Origin of the sequence: Dokdonella sp., assembly GCF_017744955.1 — a bacterium.
Taxonomy (GTDB): Bacteria; Pseudomonadota; Gammaproteobacteria; order Xanthomonadales; family Rhodanobacteraceae; genus Dokdonella_A.
This window is the reverse complement of the sequence record NZ_JAGIAG010000002.1, coordinates 675,338-696,295: the sequence shown is the minus strand read 5'-3', so window position 1 is coordinate 696,295 and position 20,958 is coordinate 675,338. Positions and strand designations below refer to the sequence as shown.

The 20,958-nt window shown below is 71.2% G+C and carries 12 protein-coding genes; 6 read left to right on the top strand and 6 right to left on the bottom strand.

Going from position 1 to position 20,958, the window contains the following annotated elements:
* Nucleotides 1-5 precede the first annotated feature (5 nt).
* Nucleotides 6-527, bottom strand: coding sequence for a DUF4142 domain-containing protein (locus J7520_RS08050; protein ID WP_291186347.1), 522 nt, complete (start codon nucleotides 525-527; stop codon nucleotides 6-8).
* Nucleotides 528-907: 380 nt separating this feature from the next.
* On the opposite strand from J7520_RS08050, the gene J7520_RS08045 reads away from it, so the two are divergent.
* On the top strand, nucleotides 908-1,909 hold the full coding sequence (locus J7520_RS08045; RefSeq protein WP_291186344.1) for a DNA topoisomerase IB: 1,002 nt from the start codon (nucleotides 908-910) through the stop codon (nucleotides 1,907-1,909).
* Nucleotides 1,910-2,109: 200 nt separating this feature from the next.
* On the opposite strand, the gene J7520_RS08040 is transcribed toward J7520_RS08045, so the two are convergent.
* The 3 genes from J7520_RS08040 to J7520_RS08030 all read right to left on the bottom strand — a co-directional run bounded on the left by J7520_RS08040 (nucleotide 2,110) and on the right by J7520_RS08030 (nucleotide 8,121).
* Nucleotides 2,110-5,562, bottom strand: coding sequence for a PAS domain S-box protein (locus J7520_RS08040; RefSeq protein ID WP_291186341.1), 3,453 nt, complete (start codon nucleotides 5,560-5,562; stop codon nucleotides 2,110-2,112).
* A gap of 108 nt (nucleotides 5,563-5,670) precedes the next feature.
* Nucleotides 5,671-5,916 carry a hypothetical protein gene (locus tag J7520_RS08035; RefSeq protein ID WP_291186339.1) on the bottom strand — a complete coding sequence of 82 codons (246 nt, stop codon included), beginning with the start codon at nucleotides 5,914-5,916 and terminating at the stop codon, nucleotides 5,671-5,673.
* 507 nt (nucleotides 5,917-6,423) lie between these two features.
* Nucleotides 6,424-8,121, bottom strand: a complete 1,698-nt coding sequence (locus J7520_RS08030; protein ID WP_291186336.1) for a sialidase family protein — start codon at nucleotides 8,119-8,121, stop codon at nucleotides 6,424-6,426.
* Nucleotides 8,122-8,349: 228 nt separating this feature from the next.
* Between J7520_RS08030 and J7520_RS08025 the strand changes: the two genes are divergently transcribed.
* Nucleotides 8,350-9,057 carry a response regulator transcription factor gene (locus J7520_RS08025; RefSeq protein ID WP_291186333.1) on the top strand — a complete coding sequence of 236 codons (708 nt, stop codon included), beginning with the start codon at nucleotides 8,350-8,352 and terminating at the stop codon, nucleotides 9,055-9,057.
* Nucleotides 9,058-9,087: 30 nt separating this feature from the next.
* Here J7520_RS08025 and J7520_RS08020 read toward each other — a convergent pair whose 3' ends face one another.
* Nucleotides 9,088-12,603, bottom strand: coding sequence for a two-component regulator propeller domain-containing protein (locus tag J7520_RS08020; RefSeq protein ID WP_291186330.1), 3,516 nt, complete (start codon nucleotides 12,601-12,603; stop codon nucleotides 9,088-9,090).
* A gap of 168 nt (nucleotides 12,604-12,771) precedes the next feature.
* On the opposite strand from J7520_RS08020, the gene J7520_RS08015 reads away from it, so the two are divergent.
* Both J7520_RS08015 and J7520_RS08010 read left to right on the top strand, forming a co-directional pair.
* Complete coding sequence (locus J7520_RS08015; protein WP_291186327.1) at nucleotides 12,772-15,114, top strand: winged helix-turn-helix domain-containing protein; 2,343 nt, start codon at nucleotides 12,772-12,774, stop codon at nucleotides 15,112-15,114.
* Nucleotides 15,115-15,224: 110 nt separating this feature from the next.
* Nucleotides 15,225-16,889 carry a hypothetical protein gene (locus J7520_RS08010; protein WP_291186324.1) on the top strand — a complete coding sequence of 555 codons (1,665 nt, stop codon included), beginning with the start codon at nucleotides 15,225-15,227 and terminating at the stop codon, nucleotides 16,887-16,889.
* Nucleotides 16,890-16,928: 39 nt separating this feature from the next.
* On the opposite strand, the gene J7520_RS08005 is transcribed toward J7520_RS08010, so the two are convergent.
* Nucleotides 16,929-17,600, bottom strand: a complete 672-nt coding sequence (locus tag J7520_RS08005) for a glycoside hydrolase family 15 protein (RefSeq protein WP_291186321.1) — start codon at nucleotides 17,598-17,600, stop codon at nucleotides 16,929-16,931.
* A gap of 17 nt (nucleotides 17,601-17,617) precedes the next feature.
* Here J7520_RS08005 and J7520_RS08000 point away from each other — a divergent pair, with 17 nt between their 5' ends.
* Nucleotides 17,618-18,376, top strand: coding sequence for an HNH endonuclease signature motif containing protein (locus J7520_RS08000; protein ID WP_291186318.1), 759 nt, complete (start codon nucleotides 17,618-17,620; stop codon nucleotides 18,374-18,376).
* A 138-nt stretch (nucleotides 18,377-18,514) separates the two neighbouring features.
* Nucleotides 18,515-20,956 carry a winged helix-turn-helix domain-containing protein gene (locus J7520_RS07995; protein WP_345776902.1) on the top strand — a complete coding sequence of 814 codons (2,442 nt, stop codon included), beginning with the start codon at nucleotides 18,515-18,517 and terminating at the stop codon, nucleotides 20,954-20,956.
* Nucleotides 20,957-20,958: the final 2 nt, after the last annotated feature.

The window sequence follows — 20,958 nt, the reverse complement described above, 5'->3', positions numbered from 1 at the left end:
TCGCGTCAAGGCTTGCCGGCGTCGGCCTTGCCGTTCGTTGCGGTCTGCGTCTGCAGCTCGCGCGCCATGCGCAGGTGCTGCTCGAGCGTCGGCAGCGTCTTGCGCGCGAACGTCTTCACGTGCGAGTCGCCGGCGCTCTGCGTCTCGTGGCGGAACAGCGCGACCGCCTTCTCGTGGTCCTCGACCATCTTGCGCGCATAGGCGTGGTCGAACTCCGCGCCGCGCAGCGACGCGATCGAATCGGTGCCCGGCCGCTCGCTCTGCGCCTCGCTCGGCAGGTCGATGTGGTCCTGGCGCGCGGCGGCCTTCAGTTCGTCGCCGGCCTTGGTGTGGTCGTCGACCATGTGCTGGCCGAAGGTCTTCACGGCCTGGCTCCGGCCTTGCGAGACGGCGAGCCGTCCGAGCGCCACTTCGCCGGCGCCGTCGCGCGCCGCCTGCGTGGCGAAGTCGCGATCGGCGGATGAACCCTTGGCGAGTGCGCTGCCGGCGAACGCGAGCGCGGCGAGGAGGAGGTAGGTGGTTTTCATCGGCGTCTCCTTGGGATCGGTGCGGAATCGATACGACATTGGGTGAGCAAGCGATGTGCCACGGTCGAGTCACGCGGCGGCGCGGCGGCGTGTACGGGGGAGGCGAGGGGAAAGAAATTCCGCCGGACAGTCGAATTTTCCCGCCACACCTCGCGAACGCGTGGCGGCGACGCTGGATCGGAAATTGCTGCTGGCCTCGCACGCATGTGCGCAAGGAGATTCCCGATGCAGCCGACCCCACCGTACGCGTCAGTCGCGAGCGACGTACAGCCTGCCAGGCCGGTGCCGCTCGATCGCATGAAGCCGGCGCGAGGTCCGGAAGGATTCGCGGCCGTGCCTTCCGCGAAAACCGCCGCGCGTTGAACCGGACCGCCCCACACATGCGACTGCGCTACGTGTCCGACGCCGAACCAGGCTATGCGCGGCACCGCCGCGGACGCGGGTTCGCCTACGTCGACAGCCGCGGCCGGCCGTTGCGCGACGCACGCGCCCTGGCGCGCATCCGCGCCTTGGCGATTCCGCCGGCGTACACCGACGTGTGGATCTGCCGCAGCGCCGACGGCCATCTGCAGGCGACCGGCCGCGACGAACGCGGACGCAAGCAGTACCGATATCACGCGGCATGGCGCACCGCGCGCGACGGCACCAAGTTCGCGCGCACGATCGCCTTCGCCGACGCGCTGCCGGCGCTGCGCCGGCGCATCGCGCGCGACCTGCGCGAACGCGGCATGCCGAGGGAGAAGGTGATCGCGGCGATCTTGCGCCTGCTCGACCGTACGCAGATCCGCGTCGGCAACGAGGAATACGCACGAAGCAACGGTTCATACGGACTGAGCACCTTGCGCAGCCGCCACGCGCGCGTGCTCGGCGACGAAGTGCGCTTCGTGTTCCGCGGCAAATCCGGACGCAGGCACCAGGTCGCGCTGTCCGACGCGCGCGTCGCCGCGGTGATCCGGCGCTGCCGCGACCTGCCGGGCCAGCGGCTGTTCCAATACGTCGCCGGCGGTCGCGTCCACGGCGTCACCTCCACCCACGTCAACGCCTACCTGCGCGACGTCACGCGGGGCGAGTTCACGGCGAAGGACTTCCGCACCTGGTCGGCGACGGTGATCGTCGCGCGCGAACTGCTCGCGCAAGACGTCGACGAGACGCGGCGGGCGACGCTGAAGAGCGCGATCGAGAGCGCCGCGGACGCGCTCGGCAACACGCCGGCGGTCTGCCAGCGCGCCTACGTGCATCCGCTCGTTCTCGAGGCCGTCGCCGGTGCGCCGGCGCAGCGGCTGCGCGACGTCCACCAGCGCACGCCGCGTGGCCGCGCCGGCCTCGATCGCATCGAACGGGCGGTGCTGCGTTTCCTGCGCAACTCGCGCAGACGGTCGTGAAGCGCATCGCGCGACCGCGGTCGCGCCGGGGCCGGTGTGGACGCGCTGAATCCGGCCGACGCCTCCGCCCGAATACGTCGCCGAGTTCGGCAGCGCGAGCGAGATGAGGCGCCCGGCGCAGCCGGGGGACATACCGCGGGCGTATGTGTTCCTCGTCGCGCCGGCCCGTTCGAGCTACATCACCGACATCGTGCTGCCGATCACGGGCGATCCGGCATCGGCCGCTCGACGCGCACGCCGAGCCGCGCGATCGCGTCGGCGAGCGCGTCGTAGCCGTAGGGCTTGTGCAGCGTCTCCATCGGCAGCTCGCCGCCGTCGTCCGCTTCCGGATCGCCGTAGCCGGTGACCAGCAGCACCGGCGTCGGCGGGCAGCCGGCGCGCAGGGCGCGTGCGACGACGATGCCGTCGCCGTCGCCGAGCAGGCGGTCGATCAGCGCGAAATCGAAGCAGCGGCCGCTCTCCAGCACGCGCAGCGCGGCTTCGACGGAATCGGCCGCGACCACCTCGAAGCGCATGCGCTCGAGCAGGCGCGCGGTGAGGTCGCGCAGCATCGCGTCGTCCTCGACCAGCAGCGCGGTCAGCGGCTCGGCGGTGGCGACGTCGGCGTCGAGCAGCTCGCGCACGCCGTGCGCGAGCTGCGCGTGCATGTACGGTTTCCTGAGCAGGCCGGTGCCGGACTCCGGCCGCGCCGACAGCGCCAGCGAATGGTGCGCGTAGCCGGTGGTGAACAGCACCTTGAGATCGGGCCGCTCGCGGCGCGCCTCCTCGGCCAGGCGCACGCCGTCGATGCCGGGCAGGCCGACGTCGGTGAACAGGAGGCGCACTTCGGGATGGCGCTCGAACAAGGTCAGCGCCGATTCGCCGTCGGCCGCCTCCAGCACGTCGAAGCCGAGTTCGCGCAGCAGGCCGGCGCCGTAGCTGCGCACGTCCTCGTTGTCCTCGACCACCAGCACCGTGCCGCTGCCGCCGGGCGCCTCGGCCGGCTTCGCCTCCGCGACCTGCGGCATTTCCGCGTCCAGCCGCGGCAGGCAGATCGTGACCGTGGTGCCGCGGCCGGGCTCGCTGTGCAGGCGGACCAGGCCGCCGGACTGCTTGACGAAGCCGTACACCTGGCTGAGGCCGAGGCCGGTGCCGCGGCCGGCCGGCTTGGTGGTGAAGAACGGTTCGAAGGCGTGATCGCGCACGTCGTCGCTCATGCCGACGCCGGTGTCGGTCACCGCGATCATCACGCAGTCCTGCAGCAGGACCGGCACCGCCGGAACGTCGACGCGCATGTTCGCCGTCGAGATGGTCAGGCGCCCGCCGGTCGGCATCGCGTCGCGCGCGTTCATCGCCAGGTTGATCAGCGCGCTCTCCAGCTGCGCCGCGTCGACCGCGCAGGCGGCCAGGTCGCCGGACAGCTCGGTGGCGATCGCGATCGACTCGCCGAACGTGCGCTTGAGCAGCTCGGCGGTGCCGGCGACCAGCCGGTTGATGTCGGTCGGCTGCGGGTTCAACGTCTGGCGGCGCGAGAACGCGAGCAGCTGCTGGGTCAGCGCGGTGGCGCGCTGCGCGCCGCGCAGCGCGTGCTCGGCGGCGGTGCGCACCTTCGGCCGCAGGCCGGTTTCGCGGCAGATCCCGTCGAGGTTGCCGATGATGATCGTCAGCAGGTTGTTGAAGTCGTGCGCGACGCCGCCGGTCATGCGCCCGACCGCCTCCATGCGCTGCGACTGCTGCAGCTGCTCCTCGATCGCGCGCCGTTCGGTCATGTCGCGCGTGACCTTGGCGAAGCCGACGACCTCGCCGCCGGCGTCGTGGATCGCGTCGATCAGCACGCTGGCCCAGAAGCGCGAGCCGTCCTTGCGCATGCGCCAGCCTTCGGCCTCGTACTTGCCTTCGGCGCGTGCGATCGCCAGCGCGCGCTGCGGCATCGCGGCGGCGCGGTCGTCGGGCGTGTAGAAGCGGGTGAAGTTCTCCCCGATGACTTCCGCTGCCGTGTAGCCGGCGATGCGCTCGGCGCCGGTGTTCCAGGTCAGCACGCGCCCATCGGCGTCGAGCAGGAAGATCGCGTAGTCGGCGATGCCGGACAGCAGCTGGTCGAGCTGCTGCTCGCTGCGATGCAGGGCTTCCGTGCGCTCGACGATGCGCCGTTCCAGCGTCTCGTTGAAGGTGTTCTGCTCCTTCATCGACCGCTCGTTCGCCTCGAACAGGCGCGCGTTGTCGATCGCGATCACCGCCTGCGCGGCGATGCCCTCGACGACCAGTTCGTCGCGCCGCGTGAACACGCCGGCCTCGGCGTGCACGAGGAACAGGCCGCCGCGAATCTGCCCCGAACGCGCCGTCAGCGGCGCCGCCAGATAGCTGCGCACGGTGGCGGGCGCGGCATCCGCCGCCGCGGAGCGGGGCAGATCCTCGCGGCGGACGATGCGGCCGTCGCGCAAGGTGGCGGAGAGGATTTCCTCGCTCAACGAGAACGGAAGATCCGCCAGCGCATCGCCGGCGTCGCCGGCCGCGGTGCGCAGCCAGAGCTGCGGCGGCGACGCGTCGCCGTTGTGATGAAGCAGCACGCCGAAGCGCGCGTGCGTGAGCTCGACCGCCGCGTCGGTGACCGTCTGCATCAGGCGTTCGACGTCCCGCTCGCTGCCGAGCGCGACGCCGGTGCGCCGCAGCACTTCCCAGGCGTCGAGTTCCTCGCGCAGCCGCGCCTCGGTCTGCACCTGCGCCGTGACGTCGCGCGAGACGCAGCGCGCGTGCACGAAGCGTCCGTCGAGGCGGAACACGTTCGAGCGGATCGACACGTGGCGGATCGAGCCGTCCTTGTGCCGCAGCTGCGCCGGTACTTCGCACAGCGGCTCGTCGACGAGCACCCGGCGCAGGCACTCGCGCGCGACCTCCGGATCGACGTGGAAGTCGGCGATGTTGCGGCCGACGTACTCGTCCTCGGCGTAGCCGAGCAGGGCGAGTTCGGCGCGGTTGGCCCACAGGATCGTGCCGTCGGCGGCGAGCTTGTGCAGCGGCTCGATGCCGTTCTCGAGGAAGTCGGCGAGTTCCAGTTCGCTGCGCGTCAGATGCTGCTGCAGCGTACGGCGCAGCGCCAGCTCCTGATCGAGCGCCTGCGCGTGCCGCAGCAGCATCGCCACCAGGCGCCGGTGTTGCGGATCGGCGAGGGCCAGGTAGTCGGCGCGCGCCGCCCCGATCGCATCGGGCGGCGCTTCGCCGCCGCCGGGAGCCAGATGTGCGAGCCGGTAGGCGCACAGCAGGTCGAGCACGGCGTGACCCGACAGCCCGGACCAGCATTGCTCCACGCGCAGGGCGACCTCGAAGCGGCCGGCCGCGCACAGCAGGCTGATCATCTCGGTGAACACCGCCACGCCGCCGCAGCGCGCCGCCGCGGCGAGAACGGGACGGCCGACGATGCGTTCGAAGCCTTCCTCGACGACGCTGCCGTCGACGATCGTCGCCAGCACCGCCTCGGCATCGAGTTCCACGTAGCGCTGCGCGGCGGCGAGGGCGGCCGGGTCGAGTCCCTCGGCGGCGAGGCGGCGGCGCAGCGCGGCCGCGTGCAGCGGCGTGGCGATCACGAACAGCGCGTGCCCGCGATCCAGCCCGCCGGTCGCGAAGCGGACGGCGGTCTCGATCAGGCTGTCGTCGTCGTAGAGTTGTCCGGAGTGCAAGACGATTCTTTCCCGGCATTCCCGCTGCGGGCGCGCCCGCAGTGGGCGGCTCGGCCGTCGATCTTCTCACGCCCGCAAGCGGAGCGATCATCGGCGCGAGCCGGTGGCTCAGGCGGCCCGCGCACCGATGTGCGCGCTCTTCCGTCGAGCCGTCTCATGATAGACGCGCTCGGCGGCATCCGCGTCGAGCCGGCACCATTCGCTGACCTCGCCCGGATGGTAGCGCGACCAGCGCGACTTGAACGTGCATTCGGCGTAGATGCCGCAGAGCACGATGCAGCGCCGCTCGACGACGAACAGAACGGTGTCGCCTTCCTGCGGAAGCTCGGCCGACGTGGCGATCCATGAGTTCATGCGATGTCTCCTCGATGGTTCCCGGAACATTCCGCTCCGAAGCCGTCCGAGGACCGCGCCGAAGCGCGAAGTACAAGCATTCGACGTGCCACGTCCTGCCGCCGACCGAGTCACGCGCCGTGCCGACGAACCGTGCGACCCCGGGTAGCAGCGGAGACCTTCGCTCCTCGTTGCGAGGCGAATGTCGCTGCCGCCGCGTGGGGAATCTCGCCGGCGGCAAGGCTGCGCTGCACCGGACAGAGCGGAAAGACAGGCGTCGGTCGCGTAATTTTTTCCGCTGAACGCGCGAGGCGGGAAGACTGGGGAATACGGGCGGATGCGTCACGCGACGCGGCAAGGCGTGGAGCGCCGAAGACGCAGGTCGACGAGCTGCCCAGCCATCCCTCGGAGGCGGTCGGTGCCGCGCACGTCTTCGCGATAGCCGGCGAGGCACGTCACCGCGCACGCCGGTATCGGATACATCGGATCGACGGCACGGCGATACCCGCCGTGCCGCCTTTGCCGGCGTCAGAACGCCAGCTGGGTGGTGAAGTGCACGTTCTCCTTGGCGTGCGTCTGGCCCGAGATCGGATCGAGCGGATGCACCGGCTGCTGCATCGTCGCGCTCGAATCGCCCCACACGGCGTGCAGCACGCCGGGGCCGACGCTGAGGCCGGTGTATTCGCCGAGCGACGAGCACGGCGTGACCAGGCGGTCGTAGTGGGTCATCTGGTACGGATTGGCCTCCGTCGGCATCGGCACGCTGGACGGCGCGAGTTCGATCGGGTTCGAATTGAGCCGGCGCTTCTTGCTGTCCGGGAAGCTGCGGCCGCGATCGCTGGACTGGGCGAGGTTGAAGCTGAGCGTGCCGTCGGGCTCCTGCGTGTAGTAGGTGATGTGCACGTTGTTCGTCGAGGGCAGCAGCGGCAGCGCGGTCTCGCCCGCGAACGAACCGATCGCGATCGCCGGCGTCACGCTGCGGTTGCTGCCGCCCGCGTTCGCGTTGATGGCCTTCGGTTCGCTCCAGGTGACGCCGTTGTTGTCCGAACGCATGTAGAGGACGTTCGCGCCGGAGGTCGCCGCGCCGAAGTCGTCGCTGGTCGAGGCCGCCCACACCATGTGGATCACGTCCTTGGACACCGCCAGCATCGGCTGCATGTTGACGCGCGTGGCGTTGGCGTAGCGCGGATAGCCGCTGGCCGAGCCGCCGAGGTTCGGACCGCTGTGCAGGGTCAGCACCGTGTTGCCGAAGAACAGCGGCGGACTGCCGGGCTGTTCGAAGCGCGTCGCGCTGCATTCGGTGTAGGTGCCGGGCTGCACCGACGGCAGCACCTCCGGCGACGGCGAACCGGGGCGGTTGAACGCCAGCGGACGGAACGTCTCGCCGCCGTCGTCCGAGGTCATGATGCGCAGGTAGTCGCTGGAGACGAAGCCGAACTGCAGGAACGCGACGTAGATGCGGCCGTTGTACGCGTCGACCGCGACGGTCGGGAACTGCACCACGTTCTGCGGATTGTTCTGGTTCGGATCGGGCGGCGGCGCGAACACCGTCTTGGTCGTGAAGGTGGCGCCGCCGTCGGTCGACCGGGCGAAGCGCAGCACGCTGGAACCCACGCTGTCGTCGAAGCTGACCCAGCTCAGGTAGACGTTGTCGCGAAAGCGCGCGGAGGTCTTGCCCACCGCCGGGCCGACGGCGAGCCAGGGACGATCCGCGCGGCCGGCCGAATCGACCGGCACCGCGGCGGCGAAGTTGCGCCCGCCGTCGACGGAGCGGTTCACCGTCACGGTGATGCGTCCGTTCGCGTCGCGGCCGAGGCCGCTGGCGTAGAAGCGGCCGAGCCGGTCGTTGGCGACCATGCCGTAGCCGAGCGTCGTCGTGCTGCCGGGCAGCGGCGGCAGGTAGTCGCTGCGCCAGGTGCGGCCGCCGTCCTGCGAGTGCGAGTAGGCGAGGCGAAGGTTGCGCTCGAGGTACGGCTGGCCTTGTTCGTTGGCGGCCACCTGCGCGCCGACCGTGTTGAACACGGACACCAGCGCGAGACCGTATTCGGCGATCGTCGGTTCGCCGTTGGTGGTCTTCACGAACGGGCGCGTGCCGTCCAATTCCTGGATCGAGTCCAGCGACGCGTCGTTGATGCGGCGGTCGAGCGGCTTGAGCGTGACGGTGGCGGTCGCCGAACCGGCGATGAGGGCGGCGCAGACGGCGCCGGCGAGGGGAAGCAGTCGCATGATGGATCCTTTGTCGGGAGGGGGAGTCGTCGCATGCACCTCGTGCAGCGATGCCGGCAAAGGCTAGGTTCGGCGGCGAAGCGGGACCATCCGTCAGCGGAGGCGGACGGCGCGCTCGTGCGAGGGGGCCCGTTCACGTCCGACGATCCACCGCTTCCCCCTCCGAAGACAGGGGTACGCGCATCCCGCGCCGGCCTATACTGCGGGCCGAGCGCACGGAGGATCTCGATGCTGGCCGTTCACGGGTCGCCGACGGCGGCAGCCGACGACGACGAAGACACGCCGACCCCGCAGGCGCGCCTGCTGCTGGTGGACGATCACGCGATCGTCCGCGAAGGACTCGTCTCGCTGTTCGAGGAAGAGGCCGACATCGTCGTGGTCGGCGAAGCCGATTCCTCGCAGGCGGCGCTCGCGTTCGTCGGCAGGCACGCCGTCGACGTGGTCGTGCTCGACCTGCGCATGCCGGGTCTGCCGGCGCCCGACGCGGTGCGCGCGCTGCTGGCGGCCAAGCCCGATCTCAGGATCGTGATCCTGACCAGCTTCTTCGAGGACAACGAGGTGTACGCGGTGCTCAGCGCCGGTGCGCACGGCTTCCTGCTCAAGGACGCGAGCCGCGACGAGATCCTGGCCGCGATCCGCCACGTCGCCGCCGGCGAGAGCTGGATCCATCGTCCGGTGCAGACGCGCCTGCTGCATCTCCTGCGCCGCGGTACGCGCGAGGACGACACCCTGACGCAACGCGAACGGCAGGTGCTCGAACTGCTCGGGCAGGGCCTCAGCAACAAGCGCATCGCGATCGCGCTCGGCATCACCGAGGGCACGGTGAAGAGCTACCTGCGCCAGTTGTTCCCGAAGATCGGCGCGACCGACCGGCTGCAGGCCGCGCTGCACGCGCGCGGGCTGCGCCGCGGCGACGGAGCCGGCGAGGCGAAGTGACGCGCCCGATGCGCGAGCGCGGCGACGCGCTCAGGCATCGGAGGCGACGCGATCGGCGCGCGGCAGTTCCGCTTCGACTTCGGTGCCGCGCGTCGCACCCGCGCCGATGCGCACGCGCCCGCCGAGCGCTGCGATGCGCCGGCGCATGCTCTCCAGCCCGATGCCCCGGCGCAGCGCGCCGTCGGGCATGCCGCAGCCGTCGTCGCTGACGCGAATCCGCGCGGCGGCGTCGACGATGCTTCCGCTGACTTCGAGCGTGCTCGCGCCGGAATGGCGCACCGCGTTCGACACCGCTTCCTGGCAGACGCGGAACAGCGCTTCCTCGTGCTCGAACGCCTGCGGCGGGAACCGCGCGAAGTCGCACACCACGCGCATGCCGTCCGGCACCGCCGTCGCCAGCAGGCGCTGCACGGCGTTCGGCAGCGAGCGGTCGTGCAGGTAGGCGGTGCCGTCCTGCGTGCCCGCGTTGTGCGCGTCGCCGTGCGCGCGCTCCGCGGCTTCGTCGGGGCGCAGTTGCTCGACGTAGCTGCGCATCTCGGCGACGGCGATGCGCGCCAGTTCGGCGAGCCGGTCGGCGTGCCGCGTCGACGCCTCGGACTGGCCGCGGCTCTGCCGCGCCAGCGTCTGCGCGCGCATGCGGATCGAGGCGAGGATCTGCATCACGTTGTCGTGCAGGTCGTGCGCGACGCGCTGGCGTTCCGCGACGATCGCCACTTCCTGCGCCCGCCCGAACAGCCGCGCGTTCTCGATCGCCACCGCGAGGCAGTCGGCGACGATCGCGAGGCTGCTCGCGTCGAGGTCGTCGAACGGCCGCGAGCCGGCGACGCGGATCGCGCCGAGGCGTTCCTCGCCGAGCAGGATCGGCACGTCGAGCACGTGCGCCGGGGCAGGGGAGGATGCCGCGGGACGCACCTCGCCCGCGGCGTCGGCGAGCGGAATGTCGACGTGCTCGCAGCCGATCACCTCGCGCAGGGATTGCGCCGCGCGCAGCACCAGCACGTCCGCATCGAGGTTGGAAGAAAGAATCGAGGCGATATGCGCGATCAAGCTGAAGCGCTCGGTACGGCGGCGCTCCTCGACGTTCGCCGACGCCAGCGCCGCTTCCGCCGCCGCGCGCTGCCCGACTTCCTCGCGCAGGCGTTCGACGGCCACCTGGAGCGCAGCGGTGCGCTCGCCGACCTGCGCGTCGAGCTGGCGGTTGCGACGCCGCAGCAGCGCAGTGCGCCAGTGCAGCAGTTGCAGCAGAAGCAGGGCGGCGGCGGCGACGAGAGCGGCGCGGAAAGCCGGCGTCTGCCACCACGCCGGCCGCACCTCGAAGGCCAGCGTCGACACCGGTCCCCATGGAGCGTCGGGCGCCGTACGCGCGGCGGCTTCGAGCCGGTACGAACCGGGCGGCAGTTCCGAGAAGCGCACGTTCGGGCTCGTCGCGACGTGCGCCGCGTGCTCGAGGCCGGACAGGCGGATGCGGTATTCGAGCGACTGCGCGGCGGCGTAGCTGAGCGCCGCGAGGCGTGCTTCGAACACGTTGCGATCGTGCGCGACGCGCGGCTCCGACTCGTCCGAAGGCCAGTCGCGCGAGCCGAGGCGCACATCCATCAGCGCGACGTTCGGCGGCGGCAGCACCGGCGCGCCTGCGGCGGCGCCGTCGAAACGCGCGAGTCCCGCGCTGGTGCCGATCCACACCCGGCCGTCGGCCTCGGCGAGGAAGGCACCGCTGGCGACGTCCTCGCCGACCAGTCCGTCGGCGAGGCCGAGATGCCGGTGCGCATCGTTGGCCAGCAGGTCGATGCCCTGCGGGCCGCCGATCCAGTAGCGCCGCGCGACATCCTCGCCGACGAGGTAGACCGCGTCGGCGCTGCCGCTGTCGCTGTCGTGGTGGCGCAGCACGCGCAGGCGGCCTTCGGCGTAGCGCGCGAACGCAACGCCGAGCGGATCGCCGTAGCCGACCAGGAGTTCGCCGGACGACGTCGGCAGCACATGCGAAACGAAGTCGCGGCGCAAGCCGTCGGCGCTGCCGAAGCGCTGCCAGCGGTCGCCGTCGCGTACCCACAGCCCACGCTGGGCGGCGACCCAGAGGCGGCCGGCCGCGTCCTCGCGGACGTCGCCGATCAGGCCGCTGGGCACTGTGCCGTCGCCGGCCGCGCCGGCGCCTTCGACGCGCGCGAACCGCAACGGCGCGGCGACATCGGCTCGATGCAACCCATCGGAGGTCGCCGCCCACAGCGTCGCGGCACGGTCGACGTGCAGGCGCAGCACGCGCGCGGTCGGGTCGATGCCGGCGAACGGCAGCGCCGTCAGCGTGCGGTCGCGCGGATCGAACGCGAGCACTTCGGCGCCGATGCGTCCGGCCAGGAACAGCCGGCCGTCCGGCGCCTGCGCGATCGTGCGCAGATCCTTGCCTTCGGTGCCCGGCACGCGCACGAAGCCGGACGCGGCGAGTTCGGCCGCGCCGGAATTGGTCGCCACCCACAGGCGCTGCGCACGATCGCGCAGCACCGCCCAGACCACGTCGCCCGGCAGGCCTTCGCGCGCCGTGTACGCGCTCCACACGCCGCCACCGAGGCGCCGGTGCAGTCCCGCCGAGCCCCACCACAGCGAACCTTCGCGATCCACCAAGGCCGTGCGGCACCACTGCGCCGAAAGGTTCGCCGGGCCGAACACGCGTTCCCAGCGATCGCCGTCGTGGTGCAGCAGGCCCGCCTCGGTCGGCAGCCACAGGCCGCCGCGCGGATCGGGCAGCAGGGAGCCGAACTGGGCGTCGATCGGCAGCGGCGCGGCGACCGGCTCGAATTCGCCGTCGCGCGATTTCATCGACAGGCCGTTCGCGCCGCGCGCCCATACGCGGCCCTGGCCGTCCTCGAGCAGGTCGTCGATGCGTTCGCGATCGCTGCCGCGCGGAAGTTCCAGGCGCTGCCATTGCCCGGCTTCCCAGCGCAGCACGAACGCGCGCGTTCCGTCCCATGCGCCGACCCACGCATGCCGCGCGTCCGCGGCGCCGGCCATGGCGGTCGCAGTGCCGCCGGGCCAGCCGGGCAGGGCGGCGAAGCGTCCGACCGCGTCACGTGCGAACGGCCCCTGGCCGGCGGCGCCGGTGGCGGCCCACAGGCCGTCGGCGGTTTCCGCCAGCGCCGCGATCGACGTCGCGGACAAGCCCTGTTCGGCCGCGCTCGCGAACGAGGTGCCGTTCCATCGGTGCAGGCCGCCGCGGGTGCCGACCCACAGCGTGCCGTCGCGGTCCTCGAGCAGATGCGTGATCAACGCCGAGCGCAAGCCGTCGCGCAGGCCGAACGCCTGGAAGCGTTGCCCGTCGTAGCGGTACAGGCCGTTGTCCGTACCGACCCAGATGAAACCCTGGCGATCCTGCAGCAAGGCCTGGATGTAGACCGACGGCAGTCCGTCGGCCGGGCCGTAGCTGCGGTACGGCGCATGGCCCGCGGCCTCGTCGGACGCCGCGTGCGCGAACAGCGCGTGCACGAGCAGCAGCACGCCGAGGAGCCGCCGCAGCAGCGCCGTCGCGTGAAGATGTGCGTGAGCCTTGCCGCGCATGAAGTCGCTCCCCCGAAGAGCGTCGTATCTATCATCGAGCGTCGAGGCCGCGCCACTGTCGTTGGAGGGGGCGGGCGCGGCGAGGCGGGCGGCGGGAAAAGGCCGCGAAGTCGATTTTTTCCGCGGGCGGGCAGAAAATGTGCGCCCCTCGCCATCTCCGGGTAGGCAGTGCCGCGTACGACCTACCGTTTCGGCGATTGCCGCGTCGACGTTTCCGCTCGCGAGCTGCGCCGCGCCGGCGAACTCGTCGTGCTGTCGCCGAAGGTGTTCGACTGCCTCGCCTATCTGATCGAGCGGCACGACCGCGCCGTCGGTCGCGACGAGCTGGTCGCTTCCGTCTGGGGCAAGACGGAGATCACCGACACGCTGCTCGGCCAGACGATCCTGAAGGCGCGCCGCGCCGTCGGCGACAGCGCGGACGAGCAGAACGCGATCCGCACCATTCCGCGCTTCGGCTACGCGTGGGTCGCTCCGTTGACGATGGAGCAGACCGACGCGCCGCCGACGTCGTCCGAAGAAACGCCAGCCGGCGCGACGCGGCTTCCGCGTCGCCGGCTCGCGCTCGCCGCACTGGTCGCGCTGGTCGTCGGGCTCGCCTGGTGGGCCGGCATTCGTTTCGCGCAGCACCGCGAAGTCGAAGTCGTTCCGGTCGCCGCCGGCGCCGCGGCCGTGCTGCCGGTCGAGGTGCAGGCGCCGGCCGAGTGGTCGTGGGTGCGGCTCGGCCTGATGGACGCGATCGCCACGCGCCTGCGCGACGGCGCCCAGCCGGTGGTGCCGAGCGACAACGTGATCGCGCTGACGAAGACGCCGCGACAGGACGAGCGCCTTCCCGACGTGCGCGCCGCGACCGGCGCGACGCTGCTGGTCGTTCCCAGCGCCGCCTGGAACCGCAGCGGCTGGACCGTGCATCTGGAACTGCAGCGCGACGGATCGCGGATCGCCGTGGATGCCCACGACGTCGACGTGCTGCTCGCCGGCCGGGCGGCGAGCGATCGCCTGCTGACCGCGCTCGGCAAGATTCCTCCGCCGGATGCGAACGACCCGCAGGGTTGGGCCGACGCCAAGCTGCTGCAGCGGGTCGAAGCGGCGGTGCTGACCGACGACCTCGCCGGCGCGCGCCGTCTGCTCGACTCCGCACCCGAGGCGCTGAAGCAGTCCGCCGAATACGCGCTGCGCCTGGCCCACGTCGACTTCCGCGCCGGCGAATTCGAGGCCGCCGACCGTCGCCTGCGCGCGCTGCTGGCGCAGACCTCGAGCGAGAGCGATCCGGTGCTGCGGGCGCGCGTGCTGAACGGCATCGGCCATGCCGCCATCCGCCTCGGCCACGCCGACGCGGCGAAGCAGGTCTATGGCGAAGCCGCCTCGCTGTTGCAGGACCGCGCCGAGCCCGACGAGCTGGGGCAGGCCTACATGGGGCGCGCCATCGCGGCGCAGGTTCTCGGCCAGGACGAGGAATCGCGGGCGGCGTACGCGAAGGCGCGCGTGGCGTTCGACATCGCCGGCGACGCGCTGGCGCTGGCGCGCACCGAGGCGAACGAGGGCATGCTCGAAGCCGCCCGCGACCGCTACGCGGCCGCCGTCGGCCCGCTCGATCGCGCGGCGGAGCGTTTCGAGCGCTTCGGCACCTTGAACGAGCTGGCCATGGCGAGCAATGTCCAGATCGGCGCCCAGCTTGCGCTGCTGGAGCCGCACGCGGCGCTCGCCGCCAGCGATCGCGCCTGGCCGAGCCGCGAGCGGCTGAGCAATCCGCGCATCCGCCACGCGCTGGAGATCAACCGTGCGCTCGCGCTCGAGGCGAACGGGCACCGACGCGAAGCCGTCGCGCTGCTGGAGGGCGTCACCACCGGTGCCGACCCGGCGCGCGAGAAATCCGTGCTGGCGTCGGCGCGCGTCGAGCTCGCGCGCATCGCGCTCGACTCCGGGCAGGCCGGGCAGGCGGCGGAGCTGGTCCTGGTGGCCTTGCCGACCTTGATCGACGGCGACGATGCGCGCGGCCGCGCGGCGGCCTGGCTCACCGGCACGCGCGCGCTGCGCGCCGCGGGGCGCGCGAAGGAGGCCGCCGACCAGGTCGCGCGCTTCGCCGACTGGGCGCGATCGAGCCGCCAGCCGGCGGCGCTGCGCTTCGCGATCCTGGCCGAAGCCGAGCAGCGCGCCGCGCAGCAGGGCACTGCCGGGCCCGCCGGCGACGCATCCGCCGACTACGAGCGGGCGCTCGAACTCGCCTCGGCGGGCGCGGTGCCGGCGGACGTGGTCGAGGTCGCGCTGTCCTACGGCCGGCATCTGATCGCCTCGGGGCAGACCGAGCGCGCCACCGCCGTGGTCGGCCGCGTCGCGCAATGGGCGGAGCGGGACTTCGGCTGCGCGCTGCTGCAGGCGCGCCTGTACTCGGCGCTTGGCCAGCGGGCGGCCTGGGAACAGGCGCTGGCGAGGGCGCGCGGCAGCGCCGGCGATCGCGAGATTCCGCCGGACGCGGCCTTGTTCAACGGCGGCGCCTCGTCCGCAAGCCTTTGATTCTCAAGCGCCGAAAACGAACGCGAAACCTGCGCGAAAGCACCGCGAATGGCACCGGCCGCGGTGTGCGCTCATGGTCCGAAGCTCGTTGCGTGTCACAGGAGTCCACCATGCGTCTGTTCGTCGTCGCGGCGCTCGCCGCATCCGTCCACGTCGGCCTGGCCGAGGCCGGCACGTTCCGCCCGCTCGCCCAGAACAGCGGCGTCGCCGCGCTCTCGCACAACGGCCGCATCGGCACCGGCGTGTTCGCCACCGGCTACAGCGGTGCGCCGTCGTGGCGCTGGACGCCGGAGAACGGGGTGCAATCGATCCCCGACTTCCTCGACGCGGTCGGCATGAACGACTGGGCGCAGCCGCTCGCCGGCGCCGTGCACGACGCCGACGGCAACGAAGTCGCCGCGGTCGCCTACAGCAACGTGTCGGTGGTCGGGCCGGTGGTCATCGGTGCGTATCCGGGGAGTTCCGAAGTCGACGGGTTCCTCAGTTCCACCTACGGGGTTTCCGACGACGGCGTCGCCGTCGGCCTCGCCTACGACGAGACCGGCAATCCGATCGCGTTCCGCTGGACCGCGGCGGACGGCATCGCGCGCCTGCCGGTCAACCGGCCGACCACGTTCTCGCGCGCCAACGGCATCAGCCGCGACGGCAGCATCGCGTTCGGCTGGAACGACCAGCCGGACGGCTATCGCTCCGGCGTGGTCTGGAAGAACGGCTCGCCGATCGACATGACCGATGCCGACGGCAACCCGATCGGCGAGGCGTCGGCGGCCACCGCCGACGGCAGCGTGGTGGTCGGCGGCGGCTACTACACGGCCAACGGCAGCGAAGCCTGGCGCTGGACCGCGGCGACCGGCGCGCAGCCGATCGGCATCCTGCCGGCGGAGAAGCGGAACACCGCCCGCACCGCCGCCTCGGTGTCGCCGGCGACGATGCGCCTGACCGACCTGCCGGCGACGACGTCGGCTCCGGACGGCTTCCTGCCGCCCGAGTCCTACGCGTTCGCCGTCAGCGACGACGGCAACGTGATCGTCGGCGCGAGCGGCGTCTGGCCGGTGCGCACCGCGACCATCTGGACGCCCGAGACCGGCCTCCAGCCGCTGGCCGACTACGCCACCGCGCACGGCGTGACGATTCCCGATCACTGGTTCCTGGCCGCGGGCACGGCGATTTCCGCCGACGGCAAGACGATCGGCGGCTGGGGCTTGGACGCCGACGGCGTCATGGCCGCGTTCATCGTCGACCTGCGCTCCGACGAGCCGAGCGACGCCGTGGTCGAGGCGCACGGCACGGTCGGCTACAACGACCTCGCCGGCGGACCGTTCGCAGGCATCGCGGTCGGCACGCCGGTCACGCTGTCGTTCGTCGTGTCGCCCGACGGCATCGAGCTCGCTCCCGGCAACGCCACGAGCTATCCGATCCGCCTGGACACGTTCCGTCTCCAGGCGGGCGAGGCCAGCGAAACCCTGGTCGCGACCGCGAACGATCCGTCCGTCATGCTCACCAACGACTATCCGATGTCCGACGGCATCCATCTGATGAGCACGCCGACGGCCTCGGGGCAGCTGTTCGAGTTCGAGCTGTTCAATCCGGGCGGCAACCTGTTCGACTCGGACGACCTGAACCGCATCAACCGCACGTTCGGACCGGAACTCTTCGAGAAGACGTCGTGGCAGGTCAGCGAGGGCGACCAGAGCTTCTGGGTGCAGCTCGACTCGGTGAGCATCCACGACGTCGTCGCGACGGACGATGCGATCTTCGCGAACGGGTTCGAGTAGTCCGGCAGGCGTCGCGCGGCGGAAAGAGGGGGAGGGCGGTCAGCGGACACGAAGACCGGTTGCGCGGCGCCGCGATTCTCCCGTATCGACTTCGCCGGCCGAGCGATCGGCGCGCCGCTCGGCCGGAGGAGCGACGCGGCGCAGGTTCGGCGCCGTGTTGATCAGCGCGATGGGCGGGAACGCCTGCGGGAAATTGCCGACCACACGCTTGCGCTCGACGTCGTACTCCTCCGAGAGCAGGCCGACGTCGTTGCGCAGTTTCAGCAGGCGCCCGAACAGGCGCTTCGCGTCGCGCCGGCGCCCGCACATCGCGTAGGCGTCGGCGAGCCAGAAACTGCACGGCAGGAACGCGCCTTCGCCCTGCGGAAGGCCGTCGTCGGCTTCGCGCGTGTCGTAGCGCAAAACGAAACCGCGACGGACGAGATCGCACTCGATCGCCGCGACGGTGCCGCGAATGCGCCGGTCCATCGGCGGCAGGAAGCCGAGCTGCGGCAGCAGCAGCAGGCTGGCGTCGAGTGGCTCCTGGCCGTAGGCGCGCACGAAGGTGTTGCGCTCGGCGTCGTAGCCGTTCTTGCGCACGTCGCGATGGAGGCGCTCGCGCAGCCGGCGCCAGCGCGCGACCGGGCCACCGAGCCCGAGGCGCTCGACGCTCTTCACCGCGCGGCGATGCGACAAGGCCTGCCATGTGCTTCGCGTACGATTGCGCTTCACCGCCAGGGAGACTTCGTTTGGAACAGAAAGCTGCTTTCTATATTCGGTGGCCGCTCGATCCGGATTTGTGGATGGACCGCGTTCCGCAGAGCTTTCTTTCCCAGCCTGACGGGCCGGTCGAGACTCTGATGGTCGAGTCGGAGTGTGGGCAATCGATGCAAGTCCCCGGATGGCTTTCTCGAAACGCGCCGAATGACGTTACCGTCACGTACAAAAAAGGTCAGCACTGGGTAGCAGGGGCATTGCGAATCTGGCTGGAAGATGGCGAACCCCGCGCTGAGTGGCATGACGCCAAGGGTCGCCGCGTGAAGTCTCAACCCGAGATCTCGCGCGAAGCCCCCTGGGGCGCGCCTGTTGGCCCTCGGCGGACGCTGAAGAAGCGTAAGGCTTCAATGATGGAGTTGCGGCCCGAGCAGGTCGCTTTCCGCAACCGGGCGCTCCGTGTTTTTTCGCATCGTTGCGCCATAACGGGACTGCGCTGCACCGACGCGTTGGAAGCCGCCCACATTTGGACCTATGCGGAATCCCGCGACAACACGGATGGCAATTGCCTGCTGTTGCGCCGGGATTTGCACGCGCTTTTCGATCGCGACCTCATTGGCCTGGATCCGAAGGGAAAGTTGCACTTCGCAAACTCGGAGGTCGAAGCCATGTACGTCGCCGCCGGCGACATTCCTCGCTCCTGGAAAGCCGGTACACCCGCACCCTACCTGGAGGCGATCAAGTGCCGGTGGAGGCAGTTCGAGACGGCCCGGGGTAAGCGGACGAAGGACTGAATCGACGATCAGCGCGGAGATTTTGGTCAGAGCGCCCCCTCGAAGCCGCTTTCGCCGCTACAGGAAGAGCGCCGAATCAAGTGCATGTGACGTACTGCTGATGGCTACCCGGAAGCATGTTGCAGACGTGCTCGCTTCATGCAACTTGCGTGCGCAAGATCTTCCAGCATGGCGCCGCACCTGCGCGCACGCTACGCTCGCGCGGTGGCCCGGCGCATCTTCCACTTCGATTCCTACAGCATCGATCTCGCAACGCGCGAATTGCGTCATGCGGGGCAACTGGTCGTGCTTTCGCCGAAGGTCTTCGACTGCATCGCCTGGCTGATCGAGCATCGCGACCGGGCGGTCGGCCGCGACGAACTCGGCGCAGCGATCTGGGGCAAGGCCGACGTGGCCGATACGCAGCTCGTGCAGGCGATCCTCAAGGCACGCCGTGCAATCGGCGACACCGGCGACGAGCAGCGTGCGATCCGTACGATTCCCCGCTTCGGCTACCGCTGGGTCGCCGAGCTCGACGCCGAAGAGCCGGCAGCCCCGGAAACGGCGCTCGCCGCGCCGCCATTGTCCGCTTCGCCGAGTGCCGGTCCGCCGCAGGCTACCGTCGCACGACGTGCGCACCCTTTTCGCGCGCGCTGGTCCATCGCGGCGTTCGTGCTGCTCGCACTGGTTGCTGCCGGCACGACCCGGTTGTATCTGCGGCAGGCGCAGACGCGTCCTGCCGAGCGCGACGTGGCGACCGCGCAGCGGAACATCGCGGTGCTGCCGGCGGCCATCGGTGCCGAACGGGACTGGACCTGGTTGCGTCTAGGTGTGATGGACCTGGTCGCCGAACGCCTGCGCGATGCCGGCCTTGCCGTGGTGCCGAGCGACAACGTCGTCTCGCTGTTGCGAGACAGAGGCGAGGCGGAAACGGCCGAACGGATCGTGCGCGAAGCCATCGCGCCGCAGTGGGTCGTCGCGCCGGTCGTGCGGCGCAACGCGTCGGGATGGGTCGTCAGTATCGAGCTGCGCAACGTCGACGGGCAGCCGCGTGCCGTCGAGGTGGCCGATGCCGATCCGGTCGTCGCGGCGCGGCGCGCCGTCGGTGGTCTGCTGCCGGCGCTCGGCAGGACCCACGAGCCGTCCGGGGAAGCCGCGGACCCTCTCGTTTCGCACATCCGCGCCGCTTTGCTGGGCAACGATTTCGTCACCGCGCAGCGGCAGCTGGAGGCGGCCGCGCCGGCGCAGCGGGATTTGCCGGAAGTCCGGCTGCTGCAGGGGCAGACCGATTTCGGCCTGGGGCGCTTCGAATTGGCACGCGAGCGCTTCACGCAACTGCTGGACGCGCTCGGCGAGGAGGGCGATCCGCTCCTGCGCGCGAGAGCGGAGAAGGGGCGTGCCGCCAGCCTGGTGCGCCTGTCGGATTTGCGCGGCGCCGAACGCGACTACGAAGCTGCATTGGCGCTGTTGGGCAACCGCGAACCGGCCTTGGAGGGGCAGATCTACAGTGGTCGCGGCGTCGCTCGCGCATTGCGCGGCGAGGACGACGAGGGCGCGATGGCCGATTTCGGGCGTGCGCGCATCGCCCTGCAGCTGGCCGGCGATACGCTGGCGATGGCCGGCGTCGAGATGAACGAGGGCGCGCTGAAAGGCCGGCGCGGCCGCCCGGACGAAGCGCTGGCAAGTTTCCGCGCCGCCGAGCAGCACTTCGCGCGCTTCGATTCGCGCAGCAATCTGGCCGCTGCATTGGCGAACCAGATCGAGGCTCATCTTGCCCTGCTCGATCCGGCACGTGCGCTCGAAGTCGGCGAGCGCGGCCAGGTACTGGCCACGCGGCTCGCCGACCCATCGGTAAGACGATTGCTCGCCTACTGGCATGCGAACGCGCTTTCGGCAGTCGGGCGGCTGGCCGAGGCGGACGAGCAGCTGGATGCGCTGATTCGCGCGCCGGACGCCGTCGATGACGTCGGCATACGGGCGATGAGCCGCAGCCGCAAGGCGACGCTGGCACTGGCGACCGGGAGGCCGCGAAATGCAGCGGCGCTGGCGCGCGAAGCGCTCGCGGGTACGGCCGCCGGGCCCTGGAAGGATGTGCGCAGCGAAGCCTGGTTGACCCTGATCCGCGCCCTGCGCAGCGAAGGCAACGCAGCCGAGGCGGCAGCCGAAATGGCGCGCTTCTCGGACTGGGCACGTGACGTCTCCGATCCGGCTGTCGTGGTCACGGTTCGCCTGGCGCAGGCCGAGCAGGCTTGGGGCGATCACCGCGATGAGGTCGCGGCCTCGACTTATGCCGAGGCGCTCGCGCTGGCCGAGCGCTTCACGGTACCGGCCGAGATCGCGCGGGTCGCCGTTTCATGGGGCACGACGCTGATCGCCGACGGCAGGCTGGAGGCGGCCGGCCCGGTGGTCGGCCGCCTCGCGCGCTGGTCGGGGAGTGACTATTCGTGTGCGCTGCTGCAAGCCCGGCTGTACCGCGCGCTCGGCCAGCGCCCAGCCTGGCAGGCCGCGCTGGCGCAGGCGCGCTCGCTCGCCGGCGAACGCGCGCTTCCCGCCACCGTGACGGCCGAGCCGGACAGCGACGCGTTGGCCTTGAGACCGTAGAT